General features: G+C 37.4%; 28 protein-coding genes and 1 riboswitch. Of the genes, 9 read left to right on the top strand and 19 right to left on the bottom strand.

What is annotated here, in order from left to right:
• Positions 1 to 80 precede the first annotated feature (80 nt).
• Together CKV70_RS01710 and CKV70_RS01700 are read right to left on the bottom strand one after the other, a co-directional pair.
• Positions 81 to 983, bottom strand: coding sequence for an XRE/MutR family transcriptional regulator (locus CKV70_RS01710; RefSeq protein WP_014600472.1), 903 nt, complete (start codon positions 981 to 983; stop codon positions 81 to 83).
• 260 nt (positions 984 to 1,243) lie between these two features.
• Positions 1,244 to 1,723, bottom strand: a complete 480-nt coding sequence (locus CKV70_RS01700) for a superoxide dismutase (protein ID WP_072215758.1) — start codon at positions 1,721 to 1,723, stop codon at positions 1,244 to 1,246.
• Between the two features lie 156 nt (positions 1,724 to 1,879).
• On the opposite strand from CKV70_RS01700, the gene CKV70_RS01695 reads away from it, so the two are divergent.
• Positions 1,880 to 2,650 carry an endonuclease/exonuclease/phosphatase family protein gene (locus CKV70_RS01695; RefSeq protein WP_014600471.1) on the top strand — a complete coding sequence of 257 codons (771 nt, stop codon included), beginning with the start codon at positions 1,880 to 1,882 and terminating at the stop codon, positions 2,648 to 2,650.
• A gap of 46 nt (positions 2,651 to 2,696) precedes the next feature.
• Here the strand turns inward: CKV70_RS01695 and CKV70_RS01690 are convergent, their stop codons facing one another.
• Entirely contained in the window at positions 2,697 to 3,089 is a 393-nt protein-coding gene (locus CKV70_RS01690; protein WP_014600470.1) for a PH domain-containing protein, read from the bottom strand.
• 183 nt (positions 3,090 to 3,272) lie between these two features.
• Positions 3,273 to 3,932, bottom strand: a complete 660-nt coding sequence (locus CKV70_RS01685) for a GAP family protein (RefSeq protein ID WP_003722934.1) — start codon at positions 3,930 to 3,932, stop codon at positions 3,273 to 3,275.
• A gap of 274 nt (positions 3,933 to 4,206) precedes the next feature.
• Between CKV70_RS01685 and CKV70_RS01680 the strand changes: the two genes are divergently transcribed.
• A complete protein-coding gene (locus CKV70_RS01680; protein ID WP_014600469.1) occupies positions 4,207 to 5,622 on the top strand; it encodes a glycoside hydrolase family 1 protein in 1,416 nt (471 codons plus the stop codon).
• A 25-nt stretch (positions 5,623 to 5,647) separates the two neighbouring features.
• Here CKV70_RS01680 and thiE read toward each other — a convergent pair whose 3' ends face one another.
• The 9 genes from thiE to CKV70_RS01635 all read right to left on the bottom strand — a co-directional run bounded on the left by thiE (position 5,648) and on the right by CKV70_RS01635 (position 13,997).
• A complete protein-coding gene (thiE, locus tag CKV70_RS01675; RefSeq protein WP_014930821.1) occupies positions 5,648 to 6,292 on the bottom strand; it encodes a thiamine phosphate synthase in 645 nt (214 codons plus the stop codon).
• Positions 6,289 to 7,092 (bottom strand): bifunctional hydroxymethylpyrimidine kinase/phosphomethylpyrimidine kinase, encoded by an 804-nt coding sequence (gene thiD, locus CKV70_RS01670; RefSeq protein WP_014600467.1) that lies wholly within the window; start codon positions 7,090 to 7,092, stop codon positions 6,289 to 6,291. Before thiD ends, thiE begins: the two co-directional genes overlap by 4 nt.
• The gene (gene thiM, locus CKV70_RS01665) at positions 7,089 to 7,898 is read right to left on the bottom strand and encodes a hydroxyethylthiazole kinase (RefSeq protein ID WP_014600466.1); all 810 of its coding nucleotides are present in this window, start codon (positions 7,896 to 7,898) and stop codon (positions 7,089 to 7,091) included. The genes thiD and thiM overlap by 4 nt, the downstream gene beginning before the upstream one ends.
• On the bottom strand, positions 7,891 to 8,565 hold the full coding sequence (gene tenA / locus CKV70_RS01660; RefSeq protein WP_014600465.1) for a thiaminase II: 675 nt from the start codon (positions 8,563 to 8,565) through the stop codon (positions 7,891 to 7,893). Before tenA ends, thiM begins: the two co-directional genes overlap by 8 nt.
• Before the next feature lie 86 nt (positions 8,566 to 8,651).
• Positions 8,652 to 8,757: riboswitch (TPP riboswitch) on the bottom strand.
• Between the two features lie 30 nt (positions 8,758 to 8,787).
• Positions 8,788 to 9,573, bottom strand: a complete 786-nt coding sequence (locus CKV70_RS01655; RefSeq protein WP_014600464.1) for a ChbG/HpnK family deacetylase — start codon at positions 9,571 to 9,573, stop codon at positions 8,788 to 8,790.
• A 38-nt stretch (positions 9,574 to 9,611) separates the two neighbouring features.
• Positions 9,612 to 10,439: a hypothetical protein gene (locus CKV70_RS01650; protein WP_014600463.1), complete on the bottom strand. Its 828-nt coding sequence runs from the start codon at positions 10,437 to 10,439 to the stop codon at positions 9,612 to 9,614.
• 45 nt (positions 10,440 to 10,484) lie between these two features.
• On the bottom strand, positions 10,485 to 12,146 hold the full coding sequence (locus CKV70_RS01645) for a DUF262 domain-containing protein (RefSeq protein WP_014600462.1): 1,662 nt from the start codon (positions 12,144 to 12,146) through the stop codon (positions 10,485 to 10,487).
• Between the two features lie 261 nt (positions 12,147 to 12,407).
• Positions 12,408 to 12,836, bottom strand: coding sequence for a hypothetical protein (locus CKV70_RS01640; protein ID WP_014600461.1), 429 nt, complete (start codon positions 12,834 to 12,836; stop codon positions 12,408 to 12,410).
• Positions 12,837 to 12,851: 15 nt separating this feature from the next.
• Complete coding sequence (locus tag CKV70_RS01635) at positions 12,852 to 13,997, bottom strand: DUF6792 domain-containing protein (RefSeq protein WP_014600460.1); 1,146 nt, start codon at positions 13,995 to 13,997, stop codon at positions 12,852 to 12,854.
• A gap of 113 nt (positions 13,998 to 14,110) precedes the next feature.
• Between CKV70_RS01635 and CKV70_RS01630 the strand changes: the two genes are divergently transcribed.
• A complete protein-coding gene (locus CKV70_RS01630; protein WP_014600459.1) occupies positions 14,111 to 14,497 on the top strand; it encodes a DUF1433 domain-containing protein in 387 nt (128 codons plus the stop codon).
• Between the two features lie 58 nt (positions 14,498 to 14,555).
• Here the strand turns inward: CKV70_RS01630 and CKV70_RS01625 are convergent, their stop codons facing one another.
• From CKV70_RS01625 to CKV70_RS01610, 4 genes are all read right to left on the bottom strand, one after another.
• Positions 14,556 to 15,638, bottom strand: a complete 1,083-nt coding sequence (locus CKV70_RS01625; protein WP_014600458.1) for a threonine aldolase family protein — start codon at positions 15,636 to 15,638, stop codon at positions 14,556 to 14,558.
• Positions 15,595 to 16,860 carry an MrcB family domain-containing protein gene (locus CKV70_RS01620; RefSeq protein ID WP_014600457.1) on the bottom strand — a complete coding sequence of 422 codons (1,266 nt, stop codon included), beginning with the start codon at positions 16,858 to 16,860 and terminating at the stop codon, positions 15,595 to 15,597. Before CKV70_RS01620 ends, CKV70_RS01625 begins: the two co-directional genes overlap by 44 nt.
• A 205-nt stretch (positions 16,861 to 17,065) precedes the next feature.
• Entirely contained in the window at positions 17,066 to 17,620 is a 555-nt protein-coding gene (locus tag CKV70_RS01615) for a hypothetical protein (RefSeq protein WP_014600456.1), read from the bottom strand.
• Positions 17,621 to 17,655: 35 nt separating this feature from the next.
• Positions 17,656 to 17,940 (bottom strand): hypothetical protein, encoded by a 285-nt coding sequence (locus CKV70_RS01610; RefSeq protein WP_010989408.1) that lies wholly within the window; start codon positions 17,938 to 17,940, stop codon positions 17,656 to 17,658.
• A gap of 166 nt (positions 17,941 to 18,106) precedes the next feature.
• On the opposite strand from CKV70_RS01610, the gene CKV70_RS01605 reads away from it, so the two are divergent.
• The 5 genes from CKV70_RS01605 (at position 18,107) to CKV70_RS01585 (ending at position 23,427) form a co-directional block, all read left to right on the top strand.
• On the top strand, positions 18,107 to 18,448 hold the full coding sequence (locus tag CKV70_RS01605; RefSeq protein ID WP_003724232.1) for a PTS sugar transporter subunit IIA: 342 nt from the start codon (positions 18,107 to 18,109) through the stop codon (positions 18,446 to 18,448).
• A complete protein-coding gene (locus CKV70_RS01600) occupies positions 18,441 to 19,832 on the top strand; it encodes a glycoside hydrolase family 1 protein (RefSeq protein ID WP_014600454.1) in 1,392 nt (463 codons plus the stop codon). Before CKV70_RS01605 ends, CKV70_RS01600 begins: the two co-directional genes overlap by 8 nt.
• A 16-nt stretch (positions 19,833 to 19,848) precedes the next feature.
• Complete coding sequence (locus CKV70_RS01595) at positions 19,849 to 20,139, top strand: PTS sugar transporter subunit IIB (RefSeq protein WP_003722919.1); 291 nt, start codon at positions 19,849 to 19,851, stop codon at positions 20,137 to 20,139.
• A 4-nt stretch (positions 20,140 to 20,143) separates the two neighbouring features.
• Positions 20,144 to 21,457 carry a PTS sugar transporter subunit IIC gene (locus CKV70_RS01590; protein ID WP_014600453.1) on the top strand — a complete coding sequence of 438 codons (1,314 nt, stop codon included), beginning with the start codon at positions 20,144 to 20,146 and terminating at the stop codon, positions 21,455 to 21,457.
• Between the two features lie 98 nt (positions 21,458 to 21,555).
• Positions 21,556 to 23,427 (top strand): BglG family transcription antiterminator, encoded by a 1,872-nt coding sequence (locus tag CKV70_RS01585; RefSeq protein ID WP_014600452.1) that lies wholly within the window; start codon positions 21,556 to 21,558, stop codon positions 23,425 to 23,427.
• A gap of 5 nt (positions 23,428 to 23,432) precedes the next feature.
• On the opposite strand, the gene CKV70_RS01580 is transcribed toward CKV70_RS01585, so the two are convergent.
• Positions 23,433 to 24,071, bottom strand: coding sequence for a DUF998 domain-containing protein (locus tag CKV70_RS01580; protein ID WP_014600451.1), 639 nt, complete (start codon positions 24,069 to 24,071; stop codon positions 23,433 to 23,435).
• An 86-nt stretch (positions 24,072 to 24,157) separates the two neighbouring features.
• Entirely contained in the window at positions 24,158 to 25,045 is an 888-nt protein-coding gene (locus CKV70_RS01575; RefSeq protein WP_014600450.1) for a LysR family transcriptional regulator, read from the bottom strand.
• Between the two features lie 153 nt (positions 25,046 to 25,198).
• Between CKV70_RS01575 and CKV70_RS01570 the strand changes: the two genes are divergently transcribed.
• Entirely contained in the window at positions 25,199 to 25,696 is a 498-nt protein-coding gene (locus CKV70_RS01570) for a GNAT family N-acetyltransferase (protein ID WP_014600449.1), read from the top strand.
• The last annotated feature ends 654 nt before the right edge of the window (positions 25,697 to 26,350 follow it).

Genomic DNA, 26,350 nt, shown 5'->3' with positions numbered 1-26,350 from the left:
CATAAAACCTCTTTACCACAAACAAAAAAACACTAAAACGACTCCATTTTAGTGTTTTTAAATAGAAAATTTTCGGATAGTTAATCTTCTACTTGGATATTTTCTTTTTCTAAAAATTGTTTTAATACCACGCTATACAAATCTGCTATTGCTTCATAACGCAGTTCTTTCCATGTTTGAATGGCTCTTTTGGCTTGGCGATAGCCCTTTTCCACTTCGCCTTCTTTCATCCAAATTGCACCTTGATAATAATTGGCTACTATTCGATAAAAAGCACTGTTAAAACTACCATTTGTTTCAGATGCTTCTTTTAATTTTTCGAGTACTAGATTCGCATAATTGATTTTATTATGTATGATGAGTTCATCTATCAGGTTAGCAAACAGATGGCAAAATAGCATTCTTCCCCTATCATAGTAACGATATTTTTCATAAGCTTTCAACATAATTTGATAAAAGTGAATTTGCACCTCTTCCTCAAAAAAAGCTACACTGTTCGCAAAAATACGAACCTCTTCTAAAGTCCACGTCTGCATTTTCCAAAGATAGTCATGAATAATTTTTTTATATTCATCGGAAATGTTTGATTCATCAAACACATTCGTACGCAAATAATGATTAATAGTTTGAATTCTCGTATGAAGTATCGCTTTTCTAACTTCTGTCTGCTCCGTTCGCTCTAAAGTTATTTTATCTAGCAACGCCTGCATCCCTACAACATCATTTTTACCTGATAGCTCGACGAAATCAATCCAAAAACTATCATCCTCTGTCGAAGAAAAGTCTCTGTAAATAAAAAAGAATTCATCTAAAGGAACCATGATCCGCTTTAAAATCTCTTCAAACAAACTCAAAGTAATCTCATGTTTTCCTTTTTCAAATCCAATCGCATAAGACCTAGATATAATTCCTGTGTATACCTCTTTTTGAGTCAAACCTTTAGATAGCCGTATTTCCCGAATCAATTCGCCATATGAACCCATATGATATCCCCCTAATTAAGTTCTTCCATTTCAAAAAGTCGGAATGCAGTATCTGTGTCTATGCTTTAATTTCTCTACTCCAAACAATTTAGGAATCATTGTTCTTAAAATATATACCCTAAACACTAGTAGTTTAATTCTTTTAAAGGCGAAAAGCTACTTACAATATCGTCATCTTCCTTTTTTAAGTATTAATAGCACAAAAAAAGAATGTCATTTTTCACATTCTTTTTAAAAATATGGTTCTGAAGTGTTTATTATTAGTCGTTTTTTATTTGTTTCACTTCATATTTAGCACGTTTTAAAAACTCCACTTTTTTTGTTTCAGGGTTATTTTCTTGATATTGCACAACGGCTAATTCATGGATTCCTTTTCTCAATTCCGTTTTACTTAATTGAATTTGAAAAGAAAGTTCGTCGCCGCCTTGTTCCATTTGTACGATATAGCCGTCAATGTAAATATAGGTTAGGCTTGCCGTACTCAACTCTTTCATATGAATTTCCAATTTTTCTACAGATTCCGCCTCTTCATAAACACAAGGCAGATCACCTTGACTTGAAATTCCATCCGTGGCAAGAAGTTCTATCCATCCTTTTTTCGTATCATTTGGAGGAAAATGCTGTTTTTCCCTTTTAGCCGGCACACCCGAAACATCTCCATTCCCGCTGTCCTCGCATGCTGATAATGCCACTAATACTATCAATAGTAATAATATGAGCAACCATCGACCTTTTCGCAACATAGTGACACTCCCTTTTTACAACAATACAATGGTTTTACTTTTCAGGAAAAAATGTAGAATATATACTACATAAAACCCAAATCGGTGAAACGTTTTCATAAATATGCTAAACTCTCTTTGTAAAACTTTTAAATAAAAAAAGGATGTGGAAAAATGTTCAGTGTAACTACTTTTAACATTCGTTTTGATGATACTTCTGAGCGGAAAAAGAGCTGGGAATTGCGTAAAACACTAACAAAATCATTACTTGATAAATATCAATGGGATTTCATGGGTGTGGAGGAACCTCTTCTGCCGCAAATGCTCGACATGAAAGCGATGCTGGATTGGGATTATTTTGGGGTAGGACGAGATGACGGTTTTGAAAAGGGAGAATTTACTGCAGTTTTTTACAATTCTACTCGTTTTACCTTGTTGCAAGAAGGTCATTTTTGGCTTTCCGAAACGCCTGATGTTCCTTCTATTCACTCAACAGCCATGTTTCCGCGAATTTGTGTTTGGGGGAAATTCGCCGATTTGGACGGAAAACAGTTCTATATTTTTAACACTCATTTGGATCACATCTCTGAGGAAGCTCGTCTATTTGCAAGCCAGCTTTTACTAAAAAAAGCTGCCACCATTGCAGAAAATTCACCCGTGATTATATTAGGCGATTTTAACACCGAGCCTGATACACCGACTTATAACTTCATAACAAAAAAATACCAAGATGCACAACTAATCTCTCAAAAACGTGCAAAAGGACCCATCGGAAGTTTTCACGACTTCCGCCCACTCCGCCCTATAAATGAGCTAGAAAAGATTGACTACATCTTCGTTTCTAAAGAATTCCAGGTATGTACTTACGAAACTATTGTAGACGAAGTGGATGGTTTCTCAGCTTCCGATCATTTTCCTGTTACAGCTAATTTAGACTGGAAATAATAAAAGAGAAGACGAAATCCGTCTTCTCTTTTTAGTATGTTAAAATTTATAGCATTCCTTTAATCATTTTATAAAGTGCAAATCCCATTTCAGTATCATTTTTATGGACTTTTAATGCGATTGGAGCCGAAAAGGATGTATTTTGCGTTACAACTGTGTTTCCATCAACACCAATTTTCAAATCAAAGTCACGGTCTAAAGTACCTGCTGTCTCAATAGAAACATACTTTAGAGCCTTTTTCGGAAAGAATTTATATTCTACTTTCTTCCCAGTGATACCTTGTGCATCAATGTTAAAAATCCCTTTTGAAGTAATAATAACTTCATCTCTTATAAATTTAAAAATTTGAATAATTTGTTCGTCTTCATCTAAAAAACGTTCAATACCATAAGAAGATTCGGTAACAATAGCAGCTTTTCCCATCAGTTTGTCAAACATGTAACCCATCCTTTTTGTTTTATGTATTCTTATCCACTTTAAACGGACAAGTATAGCCATATTAGCATAGATCATTTTCCTCGTCTGTAGACATTGTGTGAACTATCACAACGCAAAATGTGAACAAGTTGTGCTAGAAATCAAAAAAGCTACTAGTTAGAGAACTAATAGCTTTTTCATGCTTTAGAATGCTTTACTAATGACACTAAGACCGATAAATAAGAACAACACAGCCATAATCACGGAATTGTTTTGGATAAGCCATTTACGAGTGCTATCTAATACGTTGTTAAGTTTACTCCCAGCCAATAAAAAAGCAATGGTAGGGACATAAATTGAACAACAAGCGATAATGCCAAAAATAATCGTCGCCGTTGTTTCTTGCCCACCGGATAAATTCAGCGCCCCAACGCTCACTCCTGCTGTAAGTGAAAGCAACATATTTTTTGGATTCACTGCCGAAAGCACAAACGCAAAAATCATCGCGCCTCCCGGTTTAATATTGCTCATTTTTTCAAACCATTTTGGCGTTGCAGCCTTCTCCCCGTTTTTTGGACGTTTTGTGAAATCATGTGCGCCGAGAAGTATAAGTAAAGCCCCTAGCACAATAAGTACCACTTTGACCAAGGTTGACTGATCTCCGGACGAACTAACCGCCGAACTCATTAAGAATAACCCAATAAAGAAAATAGCTATATTCCCAACAATCCAACCTACCGTATAAAAAATACTGTTAATTCGAGCCTTGTTACTAAGTAAAATCAAAATAAGTCCTACAATTGGAAATGGGCTAATCAAAATCCCCACTGCCGGTGACAAAATAGCTGAAAAAGCTGATCCCACGATGACTCCTCCTCTAAACTTTTTAACGTTCCTATTTAATTGTTCATTCTACTTATTTCCCTCTTATTCCCTTCGCAAACCATAAGAGTGCTTTACTTATTCCATTGACTATCTTCCTTATTTTTGATATATTTTAACTATAAATCGGAATGTTACCGACGTAAGCCGGGCATAACCAAATATTTTTCTAAGTACCATGTTTTTTTGCATGTATTTAGAAAAGTATTTGGTTTTTTTCATAGATACTTTAAAATGTAGAAAAGGAGTTTTTAACATGCATACAAATACAGGATTTCCGGCCGACTTTTTATGGGGTGGAGCTGCTGCTGCAAACCAATTCGAAGGCGCTTACAACGTCGATGGAAAAGGACTTTCCGTTCAAGATGTTACTCCAAAAGGCGGATTCGGTCACATTACTGACGGTCCAACACCAGATAACTTAAAATTAGAAGGAATCGACTTCTATCATCGCTACAAAGATGACGTGAAACTTTTTGCTGAAATGGGCTTCAAGGTTTTCCGTACTTCCATCGCTTGGTCCCGTATCTTCCCAAATGGTGACGAAACTGAGCCAAACGAAGCAGGACTACAATTTTACGATGATTTATTCGATGAACTTCTAGCACATAATATCGAACCACTAATCACTTTATCTCACTATGAAACACCACTTCACTTATCGAAAACTTACGACGGCTGGGTAAATAGAAAAATGATCGACTTCTATGAAAACTATGTCCGCACCGTATTTAATCGCTACAAAGGCAAAGTAAAATATTGGCTAACATTCAATGAAATCAACTCGATTTTACATGCACCATTCATGAGCGGCGGTATTTCTACAAGCCCAGATAAATTATCTCAAAAAGACCTATACCAAGCTGTCCACCACGAACTTGTGGCGAGCGCGCTGGCTACAAAAATTGGTCACGAAATCATGCCCGAAGCACAAATCGGCTGCATGGTTCTAGCAATGCCAACTTATCCGCTAACTTCCAACCCAGATGATATTATCGCTGTTATGGAAGCAGAGCGCAAAAACTACTTCTTCTCCGATGTTCATGTCCGCGGAACTTATCCTGGCTACATGAAACGCTATTTCAGAGAAAACAATATTGAATTAGACGTAACAGAAGAAGACCTAGAAATCCTTAAAAACACAGTAGATTTCATTTCTTTCAGCTATTACATGAGCACAACTGAAACAGCTGACGAGTCGAAACGCAAAGCTGGCGCAGGAAACATCCTAGGCGGCGTGCAAAACCCTTACCTAGAAGCATCCGAATGGGGCTGGCAAATCGATCCTCAAGGCTTACGCGTTGTCCTAAACGAATTCTGGGATAGATACCAAAAACCACTTTTCATCGTAGAAAACGGTCTTGGCGCTATCGATCAACTAGAAAAAGACGAAAACGGCAACTACACAGTAAATGACGACTATCGTATTAATTATTTGAGCGCTCATTTATCGCAAGTGAAAGAAGCGATTAAAGATGGCGTTGAGCTGATGGGTTACACTTCATGGGGCTGTATTGACCTAGTAAGTGCCTCCACTGCTGAAATGAAAAAACGTTATGGCTTTATCTATGTCGATCGCAACAACGACGGCACAGGTTCGCTAAATCGTTATAAGAAGAAAAGTTTTGATTGGTACAAGAACGTTATTGCGACCAATGGTGAAGATTTATAAAAATGAGAAACCCAGGTTTGCCTTTTTAGGAGGGAGAGCCTGGGTTTTTTAATTGTTTGATAACTGATTGGCAATCTTCCGACCGAGTAATCGCTGAAATGACCGATACTCCGTCCGCACCTGCTGCAAGAACCTCAGCTGAATTTGTTTCATTAATCCCGCCGATTCCGACAATAGGTATTGTGATTCCAGCCCGGCGAATTTCTTCTAAGATTGCCGTTCCACTCACTGGTTCTGCATCCGCTTTTGAAATCGTGGGAAAAATGGGCCCTACACCGATGTAATCCACCGCGCCAAGTCGTTCAGCTTCTTTTGCTTCACTAACTGAATGAACCGAAAGACCGATTTTCATTTTGCCGGAGCAACTCGCGATAACTTGGCGAATTGCTTCGTCGGTTTGCCCGACATGGATACCGTCCGCGCCGATTTCGAGGGCTAAAGCGACATCATCGTTAATAATGAAGGGAACTTGGTATTTTGCGCATAATTTTTGGAATTCTAGCGCCATTTCTTTTCTTTCGGAGGCAGTTTGGAGTGAGCCAGCTCCTTTTTCGCGATATTGGAAACACGTAATTCCGGCTTTTAGTGCTTCTTCTAGCACACTTGGCAACGTTCCGCGGACAATATCTTGCGTTCCAGCGATAAAATATACAGCTAGTTCAGCTCTCATTTCCCATCCTCCAATCGGTAAGCAAAATGGTTGGTTGGACCATGACCGTGACCAATTCCAAGCGGATATTTAATCGCACTTGTGATAAATTCTTTCGCAACTACAACACTATCCAAAAGCGAATTGCCTTTCGCAAGTTCAGCTGCAATACATGCCGAAAAAGTGCAACCCGTCCCGTGCGTATGTGGCGTATCAAAGCGCTCGCTCGTCAGCCATTTTGTCGTTTCGCCATCATAGTAAAAATCAGCCGCTTCACTCATTTCGCTATGCCCACCTTTAATAACGACCGCTTTTACACCTAAATCAAAAATTTTCTTAGCAGCTTGTTCAATTTCTGCCTTGGTTGTGATTTTTTCGCCTAGAATTTCTTCGGCTTCTGGAATGTTCGGCGTAATTATCGTACCAAGTGGCAAAAGCTCATCTTTCAACACTTGTGTCGCCTCGTTTTCAAGTAAAGCAGTTCCACCTTTTGCAATCATCACGGGATCAATAACGATATTTGGGAAGTTGTGCAAACGTATATTCCGCGCCACTTCCCGGATAATTTCTGCATCCGCAAGCATGCCCGTTTTCACGGCGCTCACTTGAAAATCCTCTGCAATCGCATCGCACTGTTCGCGAATCATTTCTACCGGGATTTTATGCACCGCTTTTACCCCTAGTGTGTTTTGCGCCGTAATCGCCGTGATCACAGACATGCCAAATGTTCTGCGCTCTTGAAATGTCTTGATATCCGCTTGTATCCCCGCGCCACCACCTGAATCTGAACCAGCTATCGTTAACACTTGTGGGAAAATCATTTGTGTTCCCCACTTTCTTGGATTTTTGCTTTGGCACGAGTTTTTTCGACCGACCAACTAGCCAGCGCATCCAAAAATAATGGTCGAAAAGAGCCAGGAAGTTTCCTTTCTAACTCCATTTCCGCATATTCAGAAGCCACCGCATAACTCGCGCACGCTTCGACACTAGCTCGAAAAGCATCATCCTGAACGGCAATAAAACTACCGCAAACAGCACTGAGCAAACAACCAGAACCAGTAATTCTTGGAAGCAGTGCGCTACCATTAGCCACTTTTGCAAAACGCGTTCCGTCCGAAATCACATCTACTTCGCCACTAATAATAACAACCGTGCTCCATTCATTCGCCACTTTTTCAGCAATGCTCAGCACATCCGCCGAACCAACACCCGCATCCACGCCTTTCGCTTCCCATGCTTCACCAGCAATCGCCGCAAGCTCTCCCGCATTTCCACGAATCGCCGCAAACTGAATTTCTGCCAATAATTCTTGCACCACTTTACGACGATATGAAGTCGCGCCAACACCGACCGGATCAAGCACAACCGGCGTCCCCGCAACATTTGCCGCACGCCCAGCAATTTTCATCGCTGTAACAAGTTCACCATCTAGCGTCCCAATATTAATCACGAGCACATCCGCCATTTTCGCAAGTTCATCCATTTCCTCTTTCGCAGAAGCCATAATCGGTGATGCTCCAATCGCCAGTAACCCGTTCGCCGAATCATTCGCGACCACGATATTCGTAATATTATGTACCAACGGCCCTTTTTCTTGCACCTTTTCCAACGTCATAAAATCAAACATAATTCACACTCCCACGCCAATTTTGTTTTTTATAAGCCATCTCAAAAAACGCCCATTCCATTTCCACACTAATTTGAAAAGCCTGTTTCATCAGGGCAAGTTCCCGCGCATCCGCCATATTTGCCGCCTGTTCCACCAACCGCTTCTGCTGCAACACCACTTGTTGATAATTTCCATCCACATAACTCTCCAACAACTCTTGATAAAATGGCTCCGAACTCCGCGCCCCTTCGTACATTTTTCCTATATCCGCATAAAGCGCATAACACGGCAAAAGCGCCGCAATCGTCACCCCAAAACTTCCAAAATCCGCCATCCGATAAAGGTGAGAAGTATAATGATAAGCAGTTGGCGCCGGTTTTCGCTCGGAAAAATCACGCTCCGTTAGCCCAACCCGCGGATAAAACTGTTCGCGCATCAACAATTCCGACTGCTGAAGCCGCACCTGTACTTCCCTCATTTCCGTAGCAAGTTCCGCCGTCCCAGCCTGCTCCACACTCTTCTCAATCACCTTCTCAAAATGCGACAAATAATAATCATCTTGTAACAAATAATAGTAAAACGCCTCCTTCTCAAGCGTCCCATCCGCCAAACTCCGCACAAATGGATGCTGCAACGTTTCTTGCCATAAATCCCCTACTTCTTCTTGAAAACCGTGAACAAACACTCAAACTCCTCCTTTTGAACAATAAAAAAAGCGCCCACTGTCCCTTAGCATAAGCAAAGAAACAGCAGCCGCGATAAATTTTCCGGTCACTTTCACATTCACTTCCCTACGCTTGCACTAACAAACAGGTTCAAAGGGTCAGAAAGCATTACCTTCCTATCTCAGCCAGAATCGGCCCCCCTAGTTTTTCTTATTAAGTTGCGTTCATCATAACATAGAGTTTTACCGCTGTAAATCCCCAAATGTAATAAGCTCAAACCCATTTTCAAGAAGCCAATCCCGCACCCGAGCGTCACAAATCGTCGCAAGCTCGCGGCACCGCATCAACGTATAAGAAGAATTATCCAGCACAAATTGATCCAAAAAACCGACATCAAAATGCATCTCAGCGATTTCGTTTGGTGCCAATTTTAATAATCCGAAATCATCGTTAAGGAAGTTCTCAACCGAGACACCGCCGTTTGTGTATGGAAGTGCGCCCGATTCCAATAGTTTAGTAATTGGTAAATAACCTTCCTGATCTGACCATTTTTTATCACCGCTGTATTTTAAAGTGGTGTGAATCCCGAACTCACGCGCAATATCAAAGAAAGCTTGGTCAACCGTTTCATCACCGATTGAGTGGCAGTCGATGTGCTCTGGGTAGTGACCAGTTAGCTCTTTAAACCGTTCCATTTGAGCGATGGTTTCCGTGCGCACATCTTCGTATTGGAATTTCAGTTCTGGGTTAGACCGGTAGTATTTAGAACGATGGAATTCACCGTTTTCGTCGACAAGTGACGGAATTTCCGCCGGGTCCGCGCATGGTTTTCCGAGTAGAAAGTTTGTGTGTTGCCCGATGAATAGGTCTGGGTGGTCTTTTGCGAGAGCGATTGCGTGCTCGGCAGTTTCTAGGTTCGGCATGAGTAAGGTAGATGTGGTGATGCCGGTTTTGTAGCTTTCGATGATGCCGTGGTTGATGGCTTTGGATAGACCGAAATCGTCTGCATCGATGATTAGTTTTGGCATGGGTGAGCTCCTTTCATATTCTACAAGTATATGCTAAATCAAATATTATTATATCTATAATACATATAAATAAATAAACAAGTAGATGCTACTAAACAAAATATTAAAGATACTAATACTATTTTAACTGCTTTTTTAGGCATCCAAATATTATTTAACAAGAAATTTTGTGCTAGTTGGTGAAATAAGTAATACATTAACCCAAACATTATTATACCTAAAGTATAGTACGAACTTTCAGTATACATGTTAAATAGTGGTCTAAAATTCACTCTCCAGTCAAAATATAGCCAAGCAGTAGCTCCTATCATCGAAAAAAAGGTTGTTAAAAATAATTGGATTTTCCGTAAAACCCTATAATTATAATCTTTAAAATGAATTAAAAATAATCTAACAAAATTTGAAATTGAAAAAACCAAAATAAAAGTTGCCAATGTAAAAATCGTTTGAAACAATATATTTAATAGATATGTGTCAAAAGACGTCACTTTCATTATATCGTAAAAGTAAAAAGCCCAAAAAGCACCTATTCCCAAACATACTATATTAACAACTTTTCTTAATAACAAAAAATCTTTTTCGTGTTTAAGTTTTTGCTTATTTTCTTTTTTCTCTTGTAGATCACTTAATATTTCTTGATAAGTTTTTTCTTGATATTTTGATTGCATCTGAACATGAGTAAAATTAAACGCTGCATTATCTCCTTGCGTATTAGTTACAATATTATTTGCTTGCTGAACGAATTCATTTTCAGCTTCATTATTTAGTTTTTTACTCTTATTTTTTTCTGAGAAAATAATGTATACTGAAACACCTATTTCTAATAGTATTCCAATAATATTTAGAATGTTTATTGATAATTCCAATGCTGTTTTCCATCTCCTAACACATATAATATCCTATTAACCACATTAAACCTTCCAAATATTAACTGCAACCTCGGCTAAGTTTTTTTGCCGTTCTTGAATTGTTTCTATAGTCCAATTTTCATAATCTAACAATTCTTTCGTCAACTGTACTTGCGAATACTCATATACTTCTTTTTTCTCATTAAATATTTTATTGGTAGATTTTTTATTATATTCCCCACCAAGTAAAGTAAGATTGCCCAGCTTCCATAAATACTCACCATGATCTTCTTTGATAATGTCCCAATCAGTCGCTTTTACAGGCATTATATGTTCAATATGAACTTTATTATTATCATCTAACACAGTAAGTTCCTTCGAGTAACTATCATTAATTTTTTTCAAAATGTATCTTATACTAGGCTTATTTTTAATCTCAAAACTGGAAAAATTATGTAAAAAATCACTATCTGCTACAATATTTTTCCGTAATAAGCTCATAATCTCGGTGAAATCTTCAATATCTTCTTGATAAATTCTAAAAGCAATTTTTGAAAACTCTATTTCATATTTATTTGCTACTAAACCTGACACCACGAAATTCCTTACCACTAAAACTTCGATGCATGAAAGAACTTCGTATATCTCTTTAAAATCATAGCCTTTCTTTACCATCGCTAAAATAATAGGATAAAATGATTTGGCTCCAAGTATATTGATATCAGCTAACACTCTTTGAATATTGGCATCAAAGAAATTATCTTCGGCAGGGTTAACCATGCCACTATATACTTCAGATAATTTAAGTAAATCTTTCATAAAATTATTAGCTTCTAACGGTGTTGTTATTTTTTTCCTTATTACTTTATACAAATCTTTTTCTCTAATAAATGAATTTTGGGAATTCCAAAAATGCCGGATATATTTAGTAGTATCAATCTTCCCAAGAAATTCTAGCATTTGTTTCCATTCTTCTTTTACAACATCAATTTTCTTATTCGCAACTCTAAACAAATGATTCTTCAACAAATCCGCTGTTTCTAAATCTCTTCCTCTAGCATTCAATGTTTCAAAAATAATAAAAGCTTCATTTATATCATCTGTCTCTACAAACATAACAGTGCATTTTTCTGTAAAAGTACTAAAACACTCTTTCAGAACTGCATATTTATTCTCTAAAGTTTCAACCGAATCCATAGATTTTTCTAATTTTTTATAAAAGTAGTCATAAGCAAAGTCTATTCTTTTTTGTGATTTAGTTAACTTCTCCAGCTTTTTTGTTTCTGGTGTCATAAATTGAATTCTATTTGAAAAATAATCTTTATCATTCTCACCAAGTATTAATTTACGTTCATCTCTAGTTTGAGTGTATCTTCCAATAAATTTCGTAGTAATATCCTCAGCATCAAAACGCGCATCTTCCCAACCACAATCATGTATTTTTATAAATAAATCTCTCATTGCCGCTAACAAAATAACCGTCGTACTTGTTCTTTGTTGCCCATCAATAATAAGCTTTTCATCTACTTTTTTATCTATATGTATTACAATTTGACCAAAAAAATGACTTTCAGTTTCACCATTTATGATTTGACCTAAATCCATCCATAAGTCTTCTAATTCAGTTTCTTCCCAAGAGTATTCCCTTTGATAATCCGGTATTTTGTATACATTCTCCATTATGTATGACCCTAAACTTCTAAAATTACTATTAATAATGCTCATACGTCCATCCCCCATAAATTCTTTATTTTAAATTTATCTTCTTAGTTCTATTATAGTAGAAATAATGATTCTAAATGTGACTAATTATTTACATTTGACCATTAAAAATAGCATCAAAAAGATATAAAAACATACTTTTTGTCAAATTAAGTGAAATAATACATAAATAAGCTAAAAATCAACTTTTGAATATGCAAAAAACCAACACAATTTCATGTATTGGCCCACAAGACTAGACTTCATTTAATTTTCGTCGCTATATTAATCTATTCTGATACTTTCTTTACAAATAACAAGAACCTCTTTTTGCTCTTCCAATTCTTCTTCTCGAATATTCCTCATCCAACTTTGAACAGCTTTTGCAGTTCTGGATTCAAATGCATCCGCTAATTTATCTTGAATAAATTTTAGTTCATCTCCAATTTTTTCATTTTCTATTTGAATCATATTCATTTCTTCTCTAGTTTGCTGAGTTAGTTTCTCTACTAATTTTTTTGCATCTTGATTTAAAACTTTTAATTGCACTTGTTTTTTCAAAATGCTTTCTGCTCCAAGTAAATTCGAACGTTCTCCTTCAGTTAAATCTTTTTTCTTGAGTTCTCGTTCAATAATTTTAAGTTGATAGCTCGTATCATATGCTGTATCACCCATTGCACGGGCATATTCACGTTGATAAGTATTGCCATACATAGTTAATCACTCCCTTTAATTATTATTAGAAATCCATTCTCCTAAATATGTATCTGTTTCTCGAAAAGACTGGGCTGCATCAATAAGTTCTATTTGAAAATTTTTCAATAGTTTACACGTATGATGATTCATTTCATAATATCTTTCAAACTCATCCGGGTTATAAAAGCAATAAACACCATTTTTATATTTTGTACATAGTTCTGTTAAAACATCGTCTATATCCCAAGTAGACAATTCACTATATGCTCCTCCAATCCCTATTTCATCCTCTAATTGATTTTGTATTTTCTTGGAATCTAACTGTAGATCTTTTTCAATGTTCGCTAAGTCATCATTACTCGTTTGCAGTGAATGAATAATCCTGTCAATGTCCTGAGCATACCTAATAATAGCATCTACATCTACTTTTAACTTCATCGTCCCGTCGCTAGAAAAACAGCCTTCAAATGTTTCATTGTAGTGCCCTGGAATAGCTCCAAAAACTCCTTTGACTCCAACTTCTACTTTATTTCGTTCCGCTATATATTGGGAGCCTATGATAGGTGAACCAAACTGGTCAAAAGTTCCAATCATGTCGTCATCATGCGTAAAATCAGTAATCGACTTATTATAAAAGCCTTCACGAACTTTCTTTTGCTTATCTTCAGGTAGTAATTGATAAATATTGGGAGCAGCATATGTAGTTGCATTAAAATCATGCAAAATAGAATTATAATGCGAGAGCGCACCACCTAAACTATGACCAGTAGAAGTAGGATTTTTAGGATTGAATTCTTTTAGGACCTCTTTTGTCCATTTTTCAGATACTTGAAAAGGATTTTTTGATTTTCTATCTAAGCTAGTTCTTGTATTTGTACCTGCAAATACATTTGTAATATCGCTACCGAAATCTTTTGACTCTTTTGTTCCTCGATAAACAAAAACCATGTTATTATAGTTGTAAGAGATTCTACCATCTTTTCCTTTTTCTTCTGGAACAACTGCAAAAGCTTGTGTATCAGTGGCCCTATCATTCAATTTTGATACTAATTTCCAATTACTTTTTGTTCTATCACTTAGTTCAATGTTAATTTTTTTACTATTTAATGTGCCATCTTGATAAACAGCCTCGGAAAGCTTGAAGTATTCTTCATCAGTGAAAGCTTTTTTAGTAGCCAAATCAATCATCCTTTCATCTCTGGAGGTCTTTTATGTCAAAACGAACTAAAATTATTATACTAGTTATTGTGCTAATTGTCACAATATTATCTATACTAGGAGGTTACCTTTATATGAAGCATCAAGAACAAGAAAAAAAAGACCAAGCTTTTTTTAATGACCAAAAAGAAAAAATCACAATATATCTTAAATACAATATTCCAGACTTTAATACAGTTACTTTCACCAATGAAGAATTTAATCCTATTGGCATAAGTATTGATGGATACATAAATAATGATAAAAACCTGAGTTTTACTGCAGGTAAAGACGTCAAAATATTTAGTTGCTCTGAAGAACTAGATAAAATGTTTAAAGAGCCTAGAAATGGTTATGATGAAATTATAGAAAAAGAAGAGACATCCTTAGAAACACCTCGAGAAAAAGTTAGGTCAATTGATGAAATCCTATCTGAACTAAAATCTTATGAAGATCAAGTAATCACTCGAAATAAAATATAATCCATACTAAAAAAAGACAAGCTACTATAGAAAATAGCTTGTCTTTTCATATCCAAATTTATAGTCTAAGTTCCTTCTCCAAACATTCAAAAACTAATTCTAAATCTCCCTCCGATATCTCCGCAAACGCATCCCCAACCGAAACCTCAAACGCACAAACATCCGCTGATTTCTCCTGCAAATACCCCGAAATCCCAACGCCAGTTTCATCCTGAATCTTCGTCAAAATCGCCCCAATCTCATCAGCCGAATTCTCAAAATAAACATGAAACATATTAGAAACCGGCACTTCCGGCACAGTCTTCACGCCCGAACACGAATTAAATCGCTCAGCCAATCCTTTCGCCGCTTCAAAATACTCCGCCATTTTCCCAATCCGTTTTTCAAAATAATAATCCGCGGACAAAATATATGGATACAGACTAATCAAATCCCCGCCATACCGTCGTTTCCAGATTTTCGCCTCTTGCACAAAATCATCATTCCCAGCCAAAATCGCCCCAGCAATCCCGCCAATCCCTTTATAAAACGACACATACACACTATCAAACAGCGCACAAATTTCTTCCGCAGACTTCTGATAAAACGGCGTAATTTCCCATAACCGCGCCCCGTCCAGATGCAACGAAATACCCTGTTCATGGCAATACTCCGAAATCTTCTCAAGCTCTTCAAAAGCAGGTAGTTGCCCACCAATTTCTCGTTGAGGAAGTTCGATAAGCACACTAGAAACTGGCTCGCGAAGACTTTTAATATCGTCAATTGTCAAAAGCCGATTCGCTGTACCAAGTAATAGTGGCGTGATTTGCTGCAATTCTTTTAGCCCATCTTGCTCATGAATCTCCAAATGAGAGAGCGGATGATATGCTACGCGCCGATTCTCTTTCCGGTCAGCCCAAATCCTTAACGCGATTTGTTGTGCCATCGTCCCACTTGGGAAAAATACCGCAGATTGTTTCCCGAGAATTTTCGCGATTTTTGTTTCAAAGTCTTCAATAACTGCACCGTTTCCGTAAATATCGCTTTCTAAATTATCATCTATATTTTGAAGTGCTTCTGTTAAAACACCCACATTGCGCGGGCCATTTCCGCCTAGTTTATAAGGTGTTTTTTGGTAGCTGGTTTTTAGTGTGTTTGTCATTTTGGTTCACTCCTTTTACGATATAATTGATTGGTTTTATTTCTAGGGTCTCATCGAATAAATTATTAATAATCTTCAGTTTTGGCACTGTATTATAATCATATACCCGATAAATTTTATAAAGCTCACCTTTTATTCTCGCAACATTTAATTCATTATCTGATAAATAAAATGGAGCATCTCTATTTCCAGTTGTTGTTTTAACTTCAATATAAATCTCTATTACTTCATTTGGCGCATCTGGATTTATGTCATAGGAAATAATATCATATCCATGCCCATCACCACTTTCAGCAACATGAGTGATTTTATCTGCATAAGATTTTGTAATAGTATTCTTCATTAACCTTTCTCTTTCATAATTAATTACCAAATACTCTCCTTGCAATCCTTTTTCTGTATTTCTGATAGCTTCTTTCGCATAATCTCTTTTGGTGATATAAGGTACTTTTTCTTCCTTAACTACCGAATTTCTTGAATGCGTTTCTTCTTTACCTAAAACTAATTTGCGCTTTTTTTCTATTTCAACGATTTTCTCTGATTTTGCTTTTTCGCTTAATTCATTGAAAGTTCCATTATTAATTATGAAATCAATTGTAGCTTCTATACCTTTTTTGTCATCCAACATTAAATGACCTTTTAATTCTTTAAAAACAGTAAGCATTTGCAGCAAATCTTGTAATAATAAATCATTATCAGTTTCTCCTAAATCCTTAATATCATAATATTTACTGTAAATATTACAAGATTCATAACCTTTCACAAGATCAGTATAACGAGATTCCTCCCGGCCGAGGTTAATTGGGTCAATTGTAAAACTATTTTCAGATTTTAACGTGGATAAATTTTCTTGCCAAAAACGAGCAATCTTCCCTAAAGATAATTTAGTATTTTTATAATTTTTATTTACATATGTATATCCTTGATTTAAAGATAAATAAACACCTTGGTAATCGTTTGTAAACAAATAAACTAGATTAACTCCCTCTTGTACACTTGTGCTAATTTCTTTATCATGCACAGCTATCCAAGGGACATTTGCCCAACCGCCTGTACCAATGGATGCAGATATTTCGTAATCTTCTCCTAATAAGGTGGTTTCAAAGGCTGTTTTAACACCTTGCTTAAATTTTTTTGCGACTTCATTCCCAGCCATTGGATAATTGGTTCTTTGCTCCCCATAGTTTTCTTGCATGTATTTTAATAATGCCACTAAGTTCATCACAAACATCCTTTTTATATAATGTATTTTCATCTTCTCGTATACATTATACCTAAGAATGTAGATTTGTTGTGAATTTAACTATAAAAAATGCTTGTTCAACAAAAAAACTATCCTCCCAAGAACCCTCGAAAGAATAGTCTTCACAAATAAATTTTTAAAAACAGGTGGTTACAACGGACTTCCGCTCCTCGCTTCTAATAATTTAATTTTTCTTGTAGGTTTCCTTAATCAAAACTTTCTCTTTAGTATCGACTTTTTTGAAAATTAATTTTCCACTTTGCATTTCTAAAGAGAATACGAAATCCTTTTCATCCGCTTTGACTTCTATGTGATATTCATCCCCTTTTTGTTCATTTTTGGTTATTTTGACATTATCCTTGGATTTAAGAAATTTTAGCATTGTTTCTACATTCTCTTTATCACTTTCAGTTTCATAACTGTATACTTTTTTGCTAATTAATGTACCATCATATTGATATTCATCGTCACCTTTTTTCTTTAATTTATAAGAATTAGTTATAGCAACTGCATCATCAATATACAATTCTTTTACATTTCCCTCTGCATCAATGTCCAAGTCAAGACTAACTTTACCCGCTGCATCCGTTTCCTTGTAATTTGATCCATCGCTCATACCAATCCCCGACGATTCCAACTTCCATTTTCCGGTATACTTACTATCAACAACCTCTTTACCACAACCCACTAACAAAAAACAAATCCCTAAGAAAATAATACTTACTAACTTTTTGCTCATCTCGTTGCTCTCCTTTTTTTGTATATAATTAACGGTTAATCCCGTTCCACCTCGATGCACTCCATTGCTTGCGTTCTCTCTTCAAAATACTCATCATGCCATTCAATCCGCACCTTCTTATCCAGCGAAACTCGAACACTTTTTGTTAAATGCGAAAGAGCTTTTATATCTACTCCATCATCACCAAAATTCAATAGCACTGGCACTTGATCCCCAAAATTATCTCTGTCTACTAAAATCGCAACCCCGCCAGCTTCATCTTGGTATACTCGTACGTCTAAACTAGATATTATTTCCCATCCGTGTACTGTTTTTTTCATCATCTATTCATCTCCTATGTAATATTTTCTCTCTAACTATCATCATATCCTAGTAACCTTTAAATTCCAAACCAAAACCAATTTCCACTTCCAAAGTGGCAAATAATAATTTCACCTCCCCCATTTTTCCAGCTATAGTAAAGACAAATCAAAAGGAGGTCTTTACGTGACAGATAGCAACGAACTAACAACAGAACTCGATTCCATGGCAATCATCTTACACGCCGGGAATGCGAAAAGTTGTGCTTTTGAGGCACTGAAAGAAGTAAAACTGCAAAACATCGAAGCTTTCACGCAGAAAATTACTGAAGCGAAAGATGAGATTAAACTGGCGCACCGAGCGCACGCGGAACTTTTACGAAAACTATCTTCAGAGAACCGAATGAGAGAGGTGGATTTACTGCTGGTTCATGCGGAAGGTCACTTGTCTTCTACGGATATTGCCGTGGAAATGATTCGGGAACTGGGAGAAATTTATCAATGGAAATGGAGTTTATCTAATGAATAATAACTTTTTATGGGGAGGTGCAACGGCCTCTTATCAATGTGAAGGTGCTTGGGATGTGGATGGCAAGGCCGAATCGATGTGGGACTACTACTTGCACGAAGCAGGTCTTGAGAATGGCGATGTGGCGAGCGATCACTACCATCGCTACGAGGAAGACATTCGGATGATGAAAGAAGGCGGGCAAAATTCCTATCGTTTTTCCTTATCTTGGCCGCGAATTATTAAAAATAGGCAAGGTGACATCAACTTAAAAGGGATCGAATTTTATCAAAACTTGCTAGATACGTGTAAAAAATATGATATTGAGCCGTTTGTGACACTTTATCATTGGGATTTGCCGCAATATTGGGAAGAAACTGGTGGCTGGTTGGATCACGACGTTTGTGCTGCATTTGAGCATTATGCCAAGGTTTGTTATGACCATTTTGGCGATAAAATCACGAATTGGACCACTTTTAACGAGCCAAAATGGTTTGTTGCTAACGGATATAAAATCGGCAACTACCCGCCCGGCTATCAAGATACACAAAAAACGATGATTGCCGCTTATAATGTGATGTACGCGAGTGCTTTAGGCGTCAAAGTTTTTAAAGAAGGTGGCTATCCAGGGCAAATTGGTATTGTTCACAGCTACACGCCGGTGAACGGTATCGATGAAAGTATCGAAACGAAAATCGCGATGCGCTACGCTGATAACTACTGCAACAACTGGATTCTCGACACAGCCGCACTTGGCGAATTTCCGGTCGATCTCATTGCCGAACTAGCAAAATCGCACGACATCAGCTTTATGAAAACAGACGAACTACAAACAATTAAACAAAACACTGTCGACTTCATCGGCTTAAATTACTATTCGCGCACGCTTGTTAAACCATACACCGGTGGCGAAACCCAGCTACAATTCAACCACAGCGGTAAAAAAGGCGAAAGTAAAGTTCTCATCAAAAACTGGTTCGAACAAGTGAAAGATCCCGCCAACGAAACGACCGAATGGGACACAGAAATTTATCCAAAAGGCTTACAAGATGGCTTAATCGAAGCTTACGAACGCTATCAATTACCACTTTATGTGACGGAAAACGGCATTGGTGTTCGCGAAGACGTTTCGGTGCCACAAGTAGATGATGCCTACCGAATCGCCTTTATGAACGACCATATTAACGCCATTTTCAACGCAATCGATGCTGGTTGTGACGTTCGTGGCTACTACGCTTGGTCCCCGTTCGACCTTTATTCTTGGAAAAATGGTGTTGAAAAGCGTTACGGACTTGTGGCAGTTGATTTCGAAAACAACCAAATCAGAAAACCAAAAGCTTCCTACTACTGGTTCAAAGAAATGATTGAAAGTCAGGGAAAACTCATCAAACGAAGAGAATTTTAAAAAAAGGAGCAGGAAAATGAAAAATATCATGTTAGTTTGTAATGCTGGTATGTCTACAGGAATGCTTGCGAAAAAAATCGAAGCCGCTTCTGGCAACACATTAAACGTCACTGCTTATAGCGAATCCGAGTATACCGATTATTTGGACGGCGTCGACCTCGTTCTTATCGGGCCTCAAATCCGTTTCCTTATGCCACAAATAAAACAGGCCGTCAGCGTCCCAGTCCATGCCATTTCACCAGTAAAATACGGCATCATGGACGGAAAAGGGGTTTACGAAGACATCCAGAAATTAATAGGAGGATAAAAACATGCGATTTAATACCATTAGCGAAAAAATGGATCAATATATTTCCCCGCTGGCTAACAAACTTAGTCAGCAACGCCATTTGAAAGCAACCAGAGATGCCTTTATGTCCATGCTGCCAATTACATTGTTTGGTTCAATTCCGATTATTTTGAAAGCGGCTCCAGTAACAGATGATACGCAAAATGGGTTCCTGCTTGGCTGGGCTAACTTTGCTGAAAAATATGATTTAATCCTAAACTGGATTAGCGGAATCACACTTGGCGCCATGTCGTTATATATTTGCGTCGGTATCACGTATTATTTATGCAAACACTACCACGAAGATTTCTTACGCCCACTCATGTTTTCTATCGCCGGTTTCTTTATGCTCGTACTTAATCCAATCAAAATGGGCTGGGACGGCAAAGAAGTAGACATCAGTTTCCTTGATGGACGCGGAATACTACTTTCGATATTCGTCGCCATCGTTACCGTAGAAGGCTATCACTGGATGCGCAAGAAAAATGTCGGTCGAATAACCATGCCCGATAGCGTTCCAGCTTCCCTATCCGAGACATTCGCAGCTTTAGTTCCTGGTATCATTTTAATGACCTTTTTCTCGATTATCTTTATCATTTTCAACCTACTAGACACAACAGCCATCCAATTCTTATATGAAAAAATGGCGCCGAGCTTCAAAGCAGCCGATAGCTTACCATTCACGATTCTAAGTATTTTCCTAGTTCACCTATTCTGGTTCTTCGGTGTACACGATGCCGCACTTGCCGGAATTCTAGGCCCAATTCGTGACGGAAACCTTTCAATCAACGCCGCTGAAAAAATGGCTGGACAAGATTTGACGAATATTTTCACGACACCATTCTGGACGTATTTCGTTATCATCGGTGGTTCTGGTTCCGTTCTCGCACTTGCCTTTTTAATGATGCGGTCCAAGTCCAAACAACTAAGCACCGTCGGGAAAGTCGGCTTCTTACCTTCCATATTCGGAATTTCTGAGCCGCTCATTTTCGGAACACCACTAATGCTGAATCCGATTTTCTTCTTCCCGTTCATTTTCACATCCGTATTCAATGGCGTCATCACCTATCTTTGTATGTATTTCGGGATTGTCGGAAAAACGTTCGCCGTCTTCTCCTGGCAAATGCCCGCACCAATTGGAGCATTTCTATCTACCATGGACTGGCGAGCCATCGTTCTCGTATTCATCCTGATTTTCTTAAACGGCCTAATGTACTATCCATTCCTAAAAGTTTATGAGAAAAATCTCGTCGCTTTAGAAAAAGAAGCCGAAGAAGAAAACATCGCTGCTAATTAATAGTCACTTAAATAGAGATTGGGACAAAAAAACTCGTCTCTTTCTCTATTTGGTGTTGTATAATAACAATAGGTTAAGGGAGAATTAGGGGGGATATAATGACTATTTCAGAAAGGCAACGTTCATTGTTAGAAAAGCTTAACGACAGCCAAAAGACAGTAACAGCAAAAGCACTTTCAGAAATGTTAGGCGTTTCTTCCAAAACTGTGCGAAATGACATTATGCAAATTAACCAGTCATTTAGTTCCACAATCATCGCATCAAAAGCTGGAAAAGGCTATTTTCTAATGCCAAACGAGCAGCTTTCACAAATGAATCTAACCAAAAATAACGAAAATCTACATTTTGAATTATTACGCCATATTATCGAACAAGATCATACTAATTTCTATGATTTAGCGGATCAATTTTTTATTAGTGAATCGACGTTAGCTCGTATTATTAAAGAGCTTAACATCGTTATCGCTGAAAAAGATGAGTCGCTTTGTATTATTCGAAAAAACAACGAACTACTAACCGAGGGCGGTGAAGAAGAAAAACGACGCATCTTCAACCTGTTCCTCAATCAAGAAATCGAAAACCATCAATTAAGCCTTGATAAGTACGCCGATTACTTTGATTACTGCAATCTAAAACAACTTTCCGAGCTCATTATTGCCTACCACAAAAAGCACGAATTTTTCATGAATGATTTCTCGACGATTTCGTTCATCTTGCATATTGCTGTTTTAATTGAGCGAATCAGTATGGGCAGCTATATAGAGCGAACCGCTTTACTCGAGCAAGATAAAACTAGCCTTGAAATGGCAGCGCATCTAGCAGAAACGTTAGAAAATGAACTACAAATCAATATCCCAACCCAGGAACTAAGCTATATCGCCCGGCTTTATTCCGGCAAACTAACGACAACTTCCACCATTGACGCGCAAGTTTTTGGCAGCGTTGTCACTCGGCTCCTTGAAGCAGTGGATCAAAACTTCCATATCGACTTTTCAGCTGACGAAAAAATAGCCACCTATCTAGTGGCCCACATTTCAGCCCTTTACAAAAGAGCCAATCATAAGCAATATTTAACGAACCCGCTCACCGAAGAATTAAAAAACAAGTTTCCATTTATCTACAACGTCAGTGTTTATGCCTCTGCCTTTATCCAAAAAGAGCTCGCGATTACTTTCCCAGATGACGAAATCGCCTATATCGCGCTGCATTTTCTGTCCGCTTCGGAAACAATCAACCACGGCAAAAAGCGAAAAATCCTCCTAGTTTCCCCGTACGGCGCGGGCAGCCAACGCTTGGTTCATAACCAACTAAAGAAAATACCAGATTTTTCGATTGATTTACTCGTTTCTCAGTCAATTTTCGACATCAAGCAATTCATCCTAGACAAAGAAATCCATTTAATTATCACCGCCGAACCATTAAACTTAACAACCGACATCCCGGTCTATCATTACGATTTACTTTTAACAGAAGCAGATTTACAGAAGATCAAGCACATTTTAGAAACTAAGCCCAAAGCCGATTCGATTTCCAGAAAATTTTTCAAAAAAGAACTGTTCTTTCCAAAACAAAACTTCAAATCAAAAGAAGAAACCATCACCTTTCTTTGCGAGCAATTAACTGCATTTGACTACTGCGACCCCGATTACGTAGCAAAAGTATTCGAGCGCGAACAATTATCGAGCACCTGTTACGGCAACTACTACGCCATCCCGCATGCCATCCAGCGAAGCGCGAAAAAAAATGCCGTCGCCGTATGCTCACTTGATAAACCAATCGACTGGGGCGGAAATCGCGTCAAACTCGTCCTCCTGCTCACTATGAAAGAAGAACGCGACAACTCTTTTGAAGAATTATTCGGTCAACTCGTAACCATCTTAAACGAACGCAGCTTCGTCAAAAAACTAGCAAAACAAGAAGATTTCCAGCAATTTATCGAACTTTGCGAACAAAAAACCCTAGATTCTTAAACAATCTAGGGTTTTCTAATCCGATCAATTCCAAAAATAACAATCGGTAAATAATTAAAAAAGAAACTAATCCGCTGACAAAAACCAATTTTATCTAAAACTGGCAAGTCATTCACAGCAGGAATCCGCGCAAGCCCATAAACACCAGCCGACAGCAAACTAACAATGAGTAAAACTAAGTAGACATTGCTGCGGGATTTATCGCCAGTTTTCCGGTAAAGAATGACCAGAAACAACGGAAAAATCAAAAATCCCGCATAACCAAGCCCCGAGCCAATATTATGCACCCAAGTCGAAAACGTCCAGCTCGCCTGCTCCGTATCAATACTAAACAACCCCGTAAAAATACAATCGCCAATCCCATACAAACCAATCGCAGAAGCAAGCAAAATCGCCAAAGTCCGCGAAGTTTTAACAACGCTCTGATAAATCGCCGGCAAAGCGAGCACAAAGAACACCCCAGACACCACCGACCAAACCAAAAACGCTCCCCGCACCGGACTAGCCACATCCCCAAACACACTCATAACCCGCGTCATTTGGTTTAATTCTGGGTAAAAGATTCCGAGTATGTAGGGTGTTAGGAAATCACTTAGAACAGCGAGTAGTAAGAAGTAAAAGCCGTGTTTTTTTAGAAATTTCATTTTTCACACTCCTAAAACTTAATTTTGTGTGGGATTATGGGTTAAAAATCTACTTAATTATTATAACTGATTTCCAAACAAATTTGTCAGAACTCCCCTTTTCTCGTTTCCAACAACTCAATAAAATATGTCAAATTCGGCGACATCCATCTTTTTCCATGATAACTATAAACCGTTGCTATTTCCTGACTATCCAAAGGACTTGGGACCTTGCGTATCAGCCCTTTTCCAAGCTCCTCCTCAAACACAAAATTCGGAAAAACAGCAATACCTAAATTATTAATCACGCATCGTTTAATCGATTCAATACTCCCTGCTTCGATTCGGTGGTTAAGGGTGATATTCCGCTCTTTAACCATCGCTTCAAAATGTTTTTGATAAATACTATTCACATCATTCGATAAAAAAGAGACATCAAATTCTTTATTTTCATTAAAAAAATTTATGGACTCTATCTCTTTTTGAGCACTCGCAATTATAGAAATAGCGTGCGACCCCAATTTACTTTTCGTAATCTGATTACTTTTTTCATCAACATCGTAATAAATACCTAAATCAACCAAACCATTTTCAACCTCGTACGGAATTTCAAAGCAATTTAACGTTTTTAAATACAATTTTACATTGGGAGCTTTTTCATGGAATTCCTTTAAAATGGACTGCATTTGGTATGTGAGTATACTTTCGGGGACGGCAATCCGTAATTCACCTTTTAACTCCGCATTATTTGAATAGTTTTTCATGGTGTTGTATGTTTCAAGTATCTGATTCACAGAAGGCAACAAATCGCTACCTGCAGATGTCAAAAGCATTTTCCGACCAATTTTATCAAATAATTTAACTTGAAGCTCTTGTTCTAATTGCTGGATTTGTGTAGTTACAGTGGATTGAGCATAATTTAATTTTCGAGCAGCTTCTTGAAAACTTCCCGTTTCTAAAATCGTCTTAAAGGTCAGTAAATTTTTCAAGTCCATTAGCATTTCCCTGCCTTTCCAATAGTTCAAAAAAACCGAATCATACATTCGATTTTTTTCGTTATTCAGAACTGTATTTTTGATGTAGTATAAATTGTACTAAGAAATAAGTCAAATATTACTTAATACAATAAAAAGAAAGTTGGGTAACTAATGGAAATTAAACACTATGCAAACAATCCAAAACATTTAGCGGAACTAACCGACTTAATCAACTACTGCCAAAACATCGAAGCAAATCTAGATATTAAAATGGCTGAGCAAGCAGATATTTTTGAAATTGAAGATTATTATCAAAAGCAAGGCGGTCAATTTTGGATTGCTCTGCACGATAATAAAGTAGTTGGCTCGATTGCACTCTTACCATTTGATAAAGAAACAGCTATTCTAAAAAAATTCTTCACTTATCCCGAATTCAGAGGGAATCCAGTGCGTCTTGGTCAGCAATTATTTGATGTTTTTTATACACACTACACCGCGAATGATTTTTCTCGGATTATTTTGGATACACCTGAAAATGAAAAACGCTCGCATTATTTTTATGAAAAACAAGGATTTCAGCAAATTACCCGAGAAGCTTTAGATATTGATTACCCTTTTCCTGATAGAAACTCGCGAATTTATGAACAAAAGAAAAATCGGATGAAATAGCGCATTCATCCGATTTACTTCATTTATGATAAGGCTCTGCGTATCGGAAGTGAATGATATTTGGTGAATTTTTTATTAACTAATAATCTTGAAAAACATTATTACCTTTTTCTAATCATTACTTCTTCTTAATATCAGCTTTCTTTTATAGTAGCAATATCCTCATTATATGTTTCATTCTTCAACCAGTAGCAAAACTAACAGTTTAGGAATTAAAAAAGAGTTTGGGACTTACGTCCCAAGTTCTTTCCTAATTATGATTTTTTGAATATAGTAGGTTCAATTAACCTAAATCAAGTTGAATACCACTTCCTTTTTTAGTGCCTCAACAAGCGAAATAACCGTTTTGAAATTTGGTACAGATACTCCCGTTTCAATTCAAGAAATCGTTTTTTGAGGAATTCCACTCATTTTTGACAATCAGATTGGCTTATGCCTAAATCACTTCGTGCTTTATGAATCTCTCCAGCAATTCTAATCTGAGTCCTCATGCTAAAATTGGGGATCCTTAATGTAGCATCTTTAAAACTTACTATTTTTTTCACTAGTCATAAATTACATCTCCTAAATCAAATATCATAATTGTTTTGAACGACTATAAAATATAGAGATTGGAATGAAGTATGAATTTCAATCTTGGCCGACTAGTCGGCT

This window comes from Listeria monocytogenes (genome assembly GCF_900187225.1).
Taxonomy (GTDB): Bacteria; Bacillota; Bacilli; order Lactobacillales; family Listeriaceae; genus Listeria; species Listeria monocytogenes.
The sequence above is the reverse complement of the archived record's forward strand: the minus strand, read 5'-3'. Positions and strand labels throughout refer to the sequence as shown.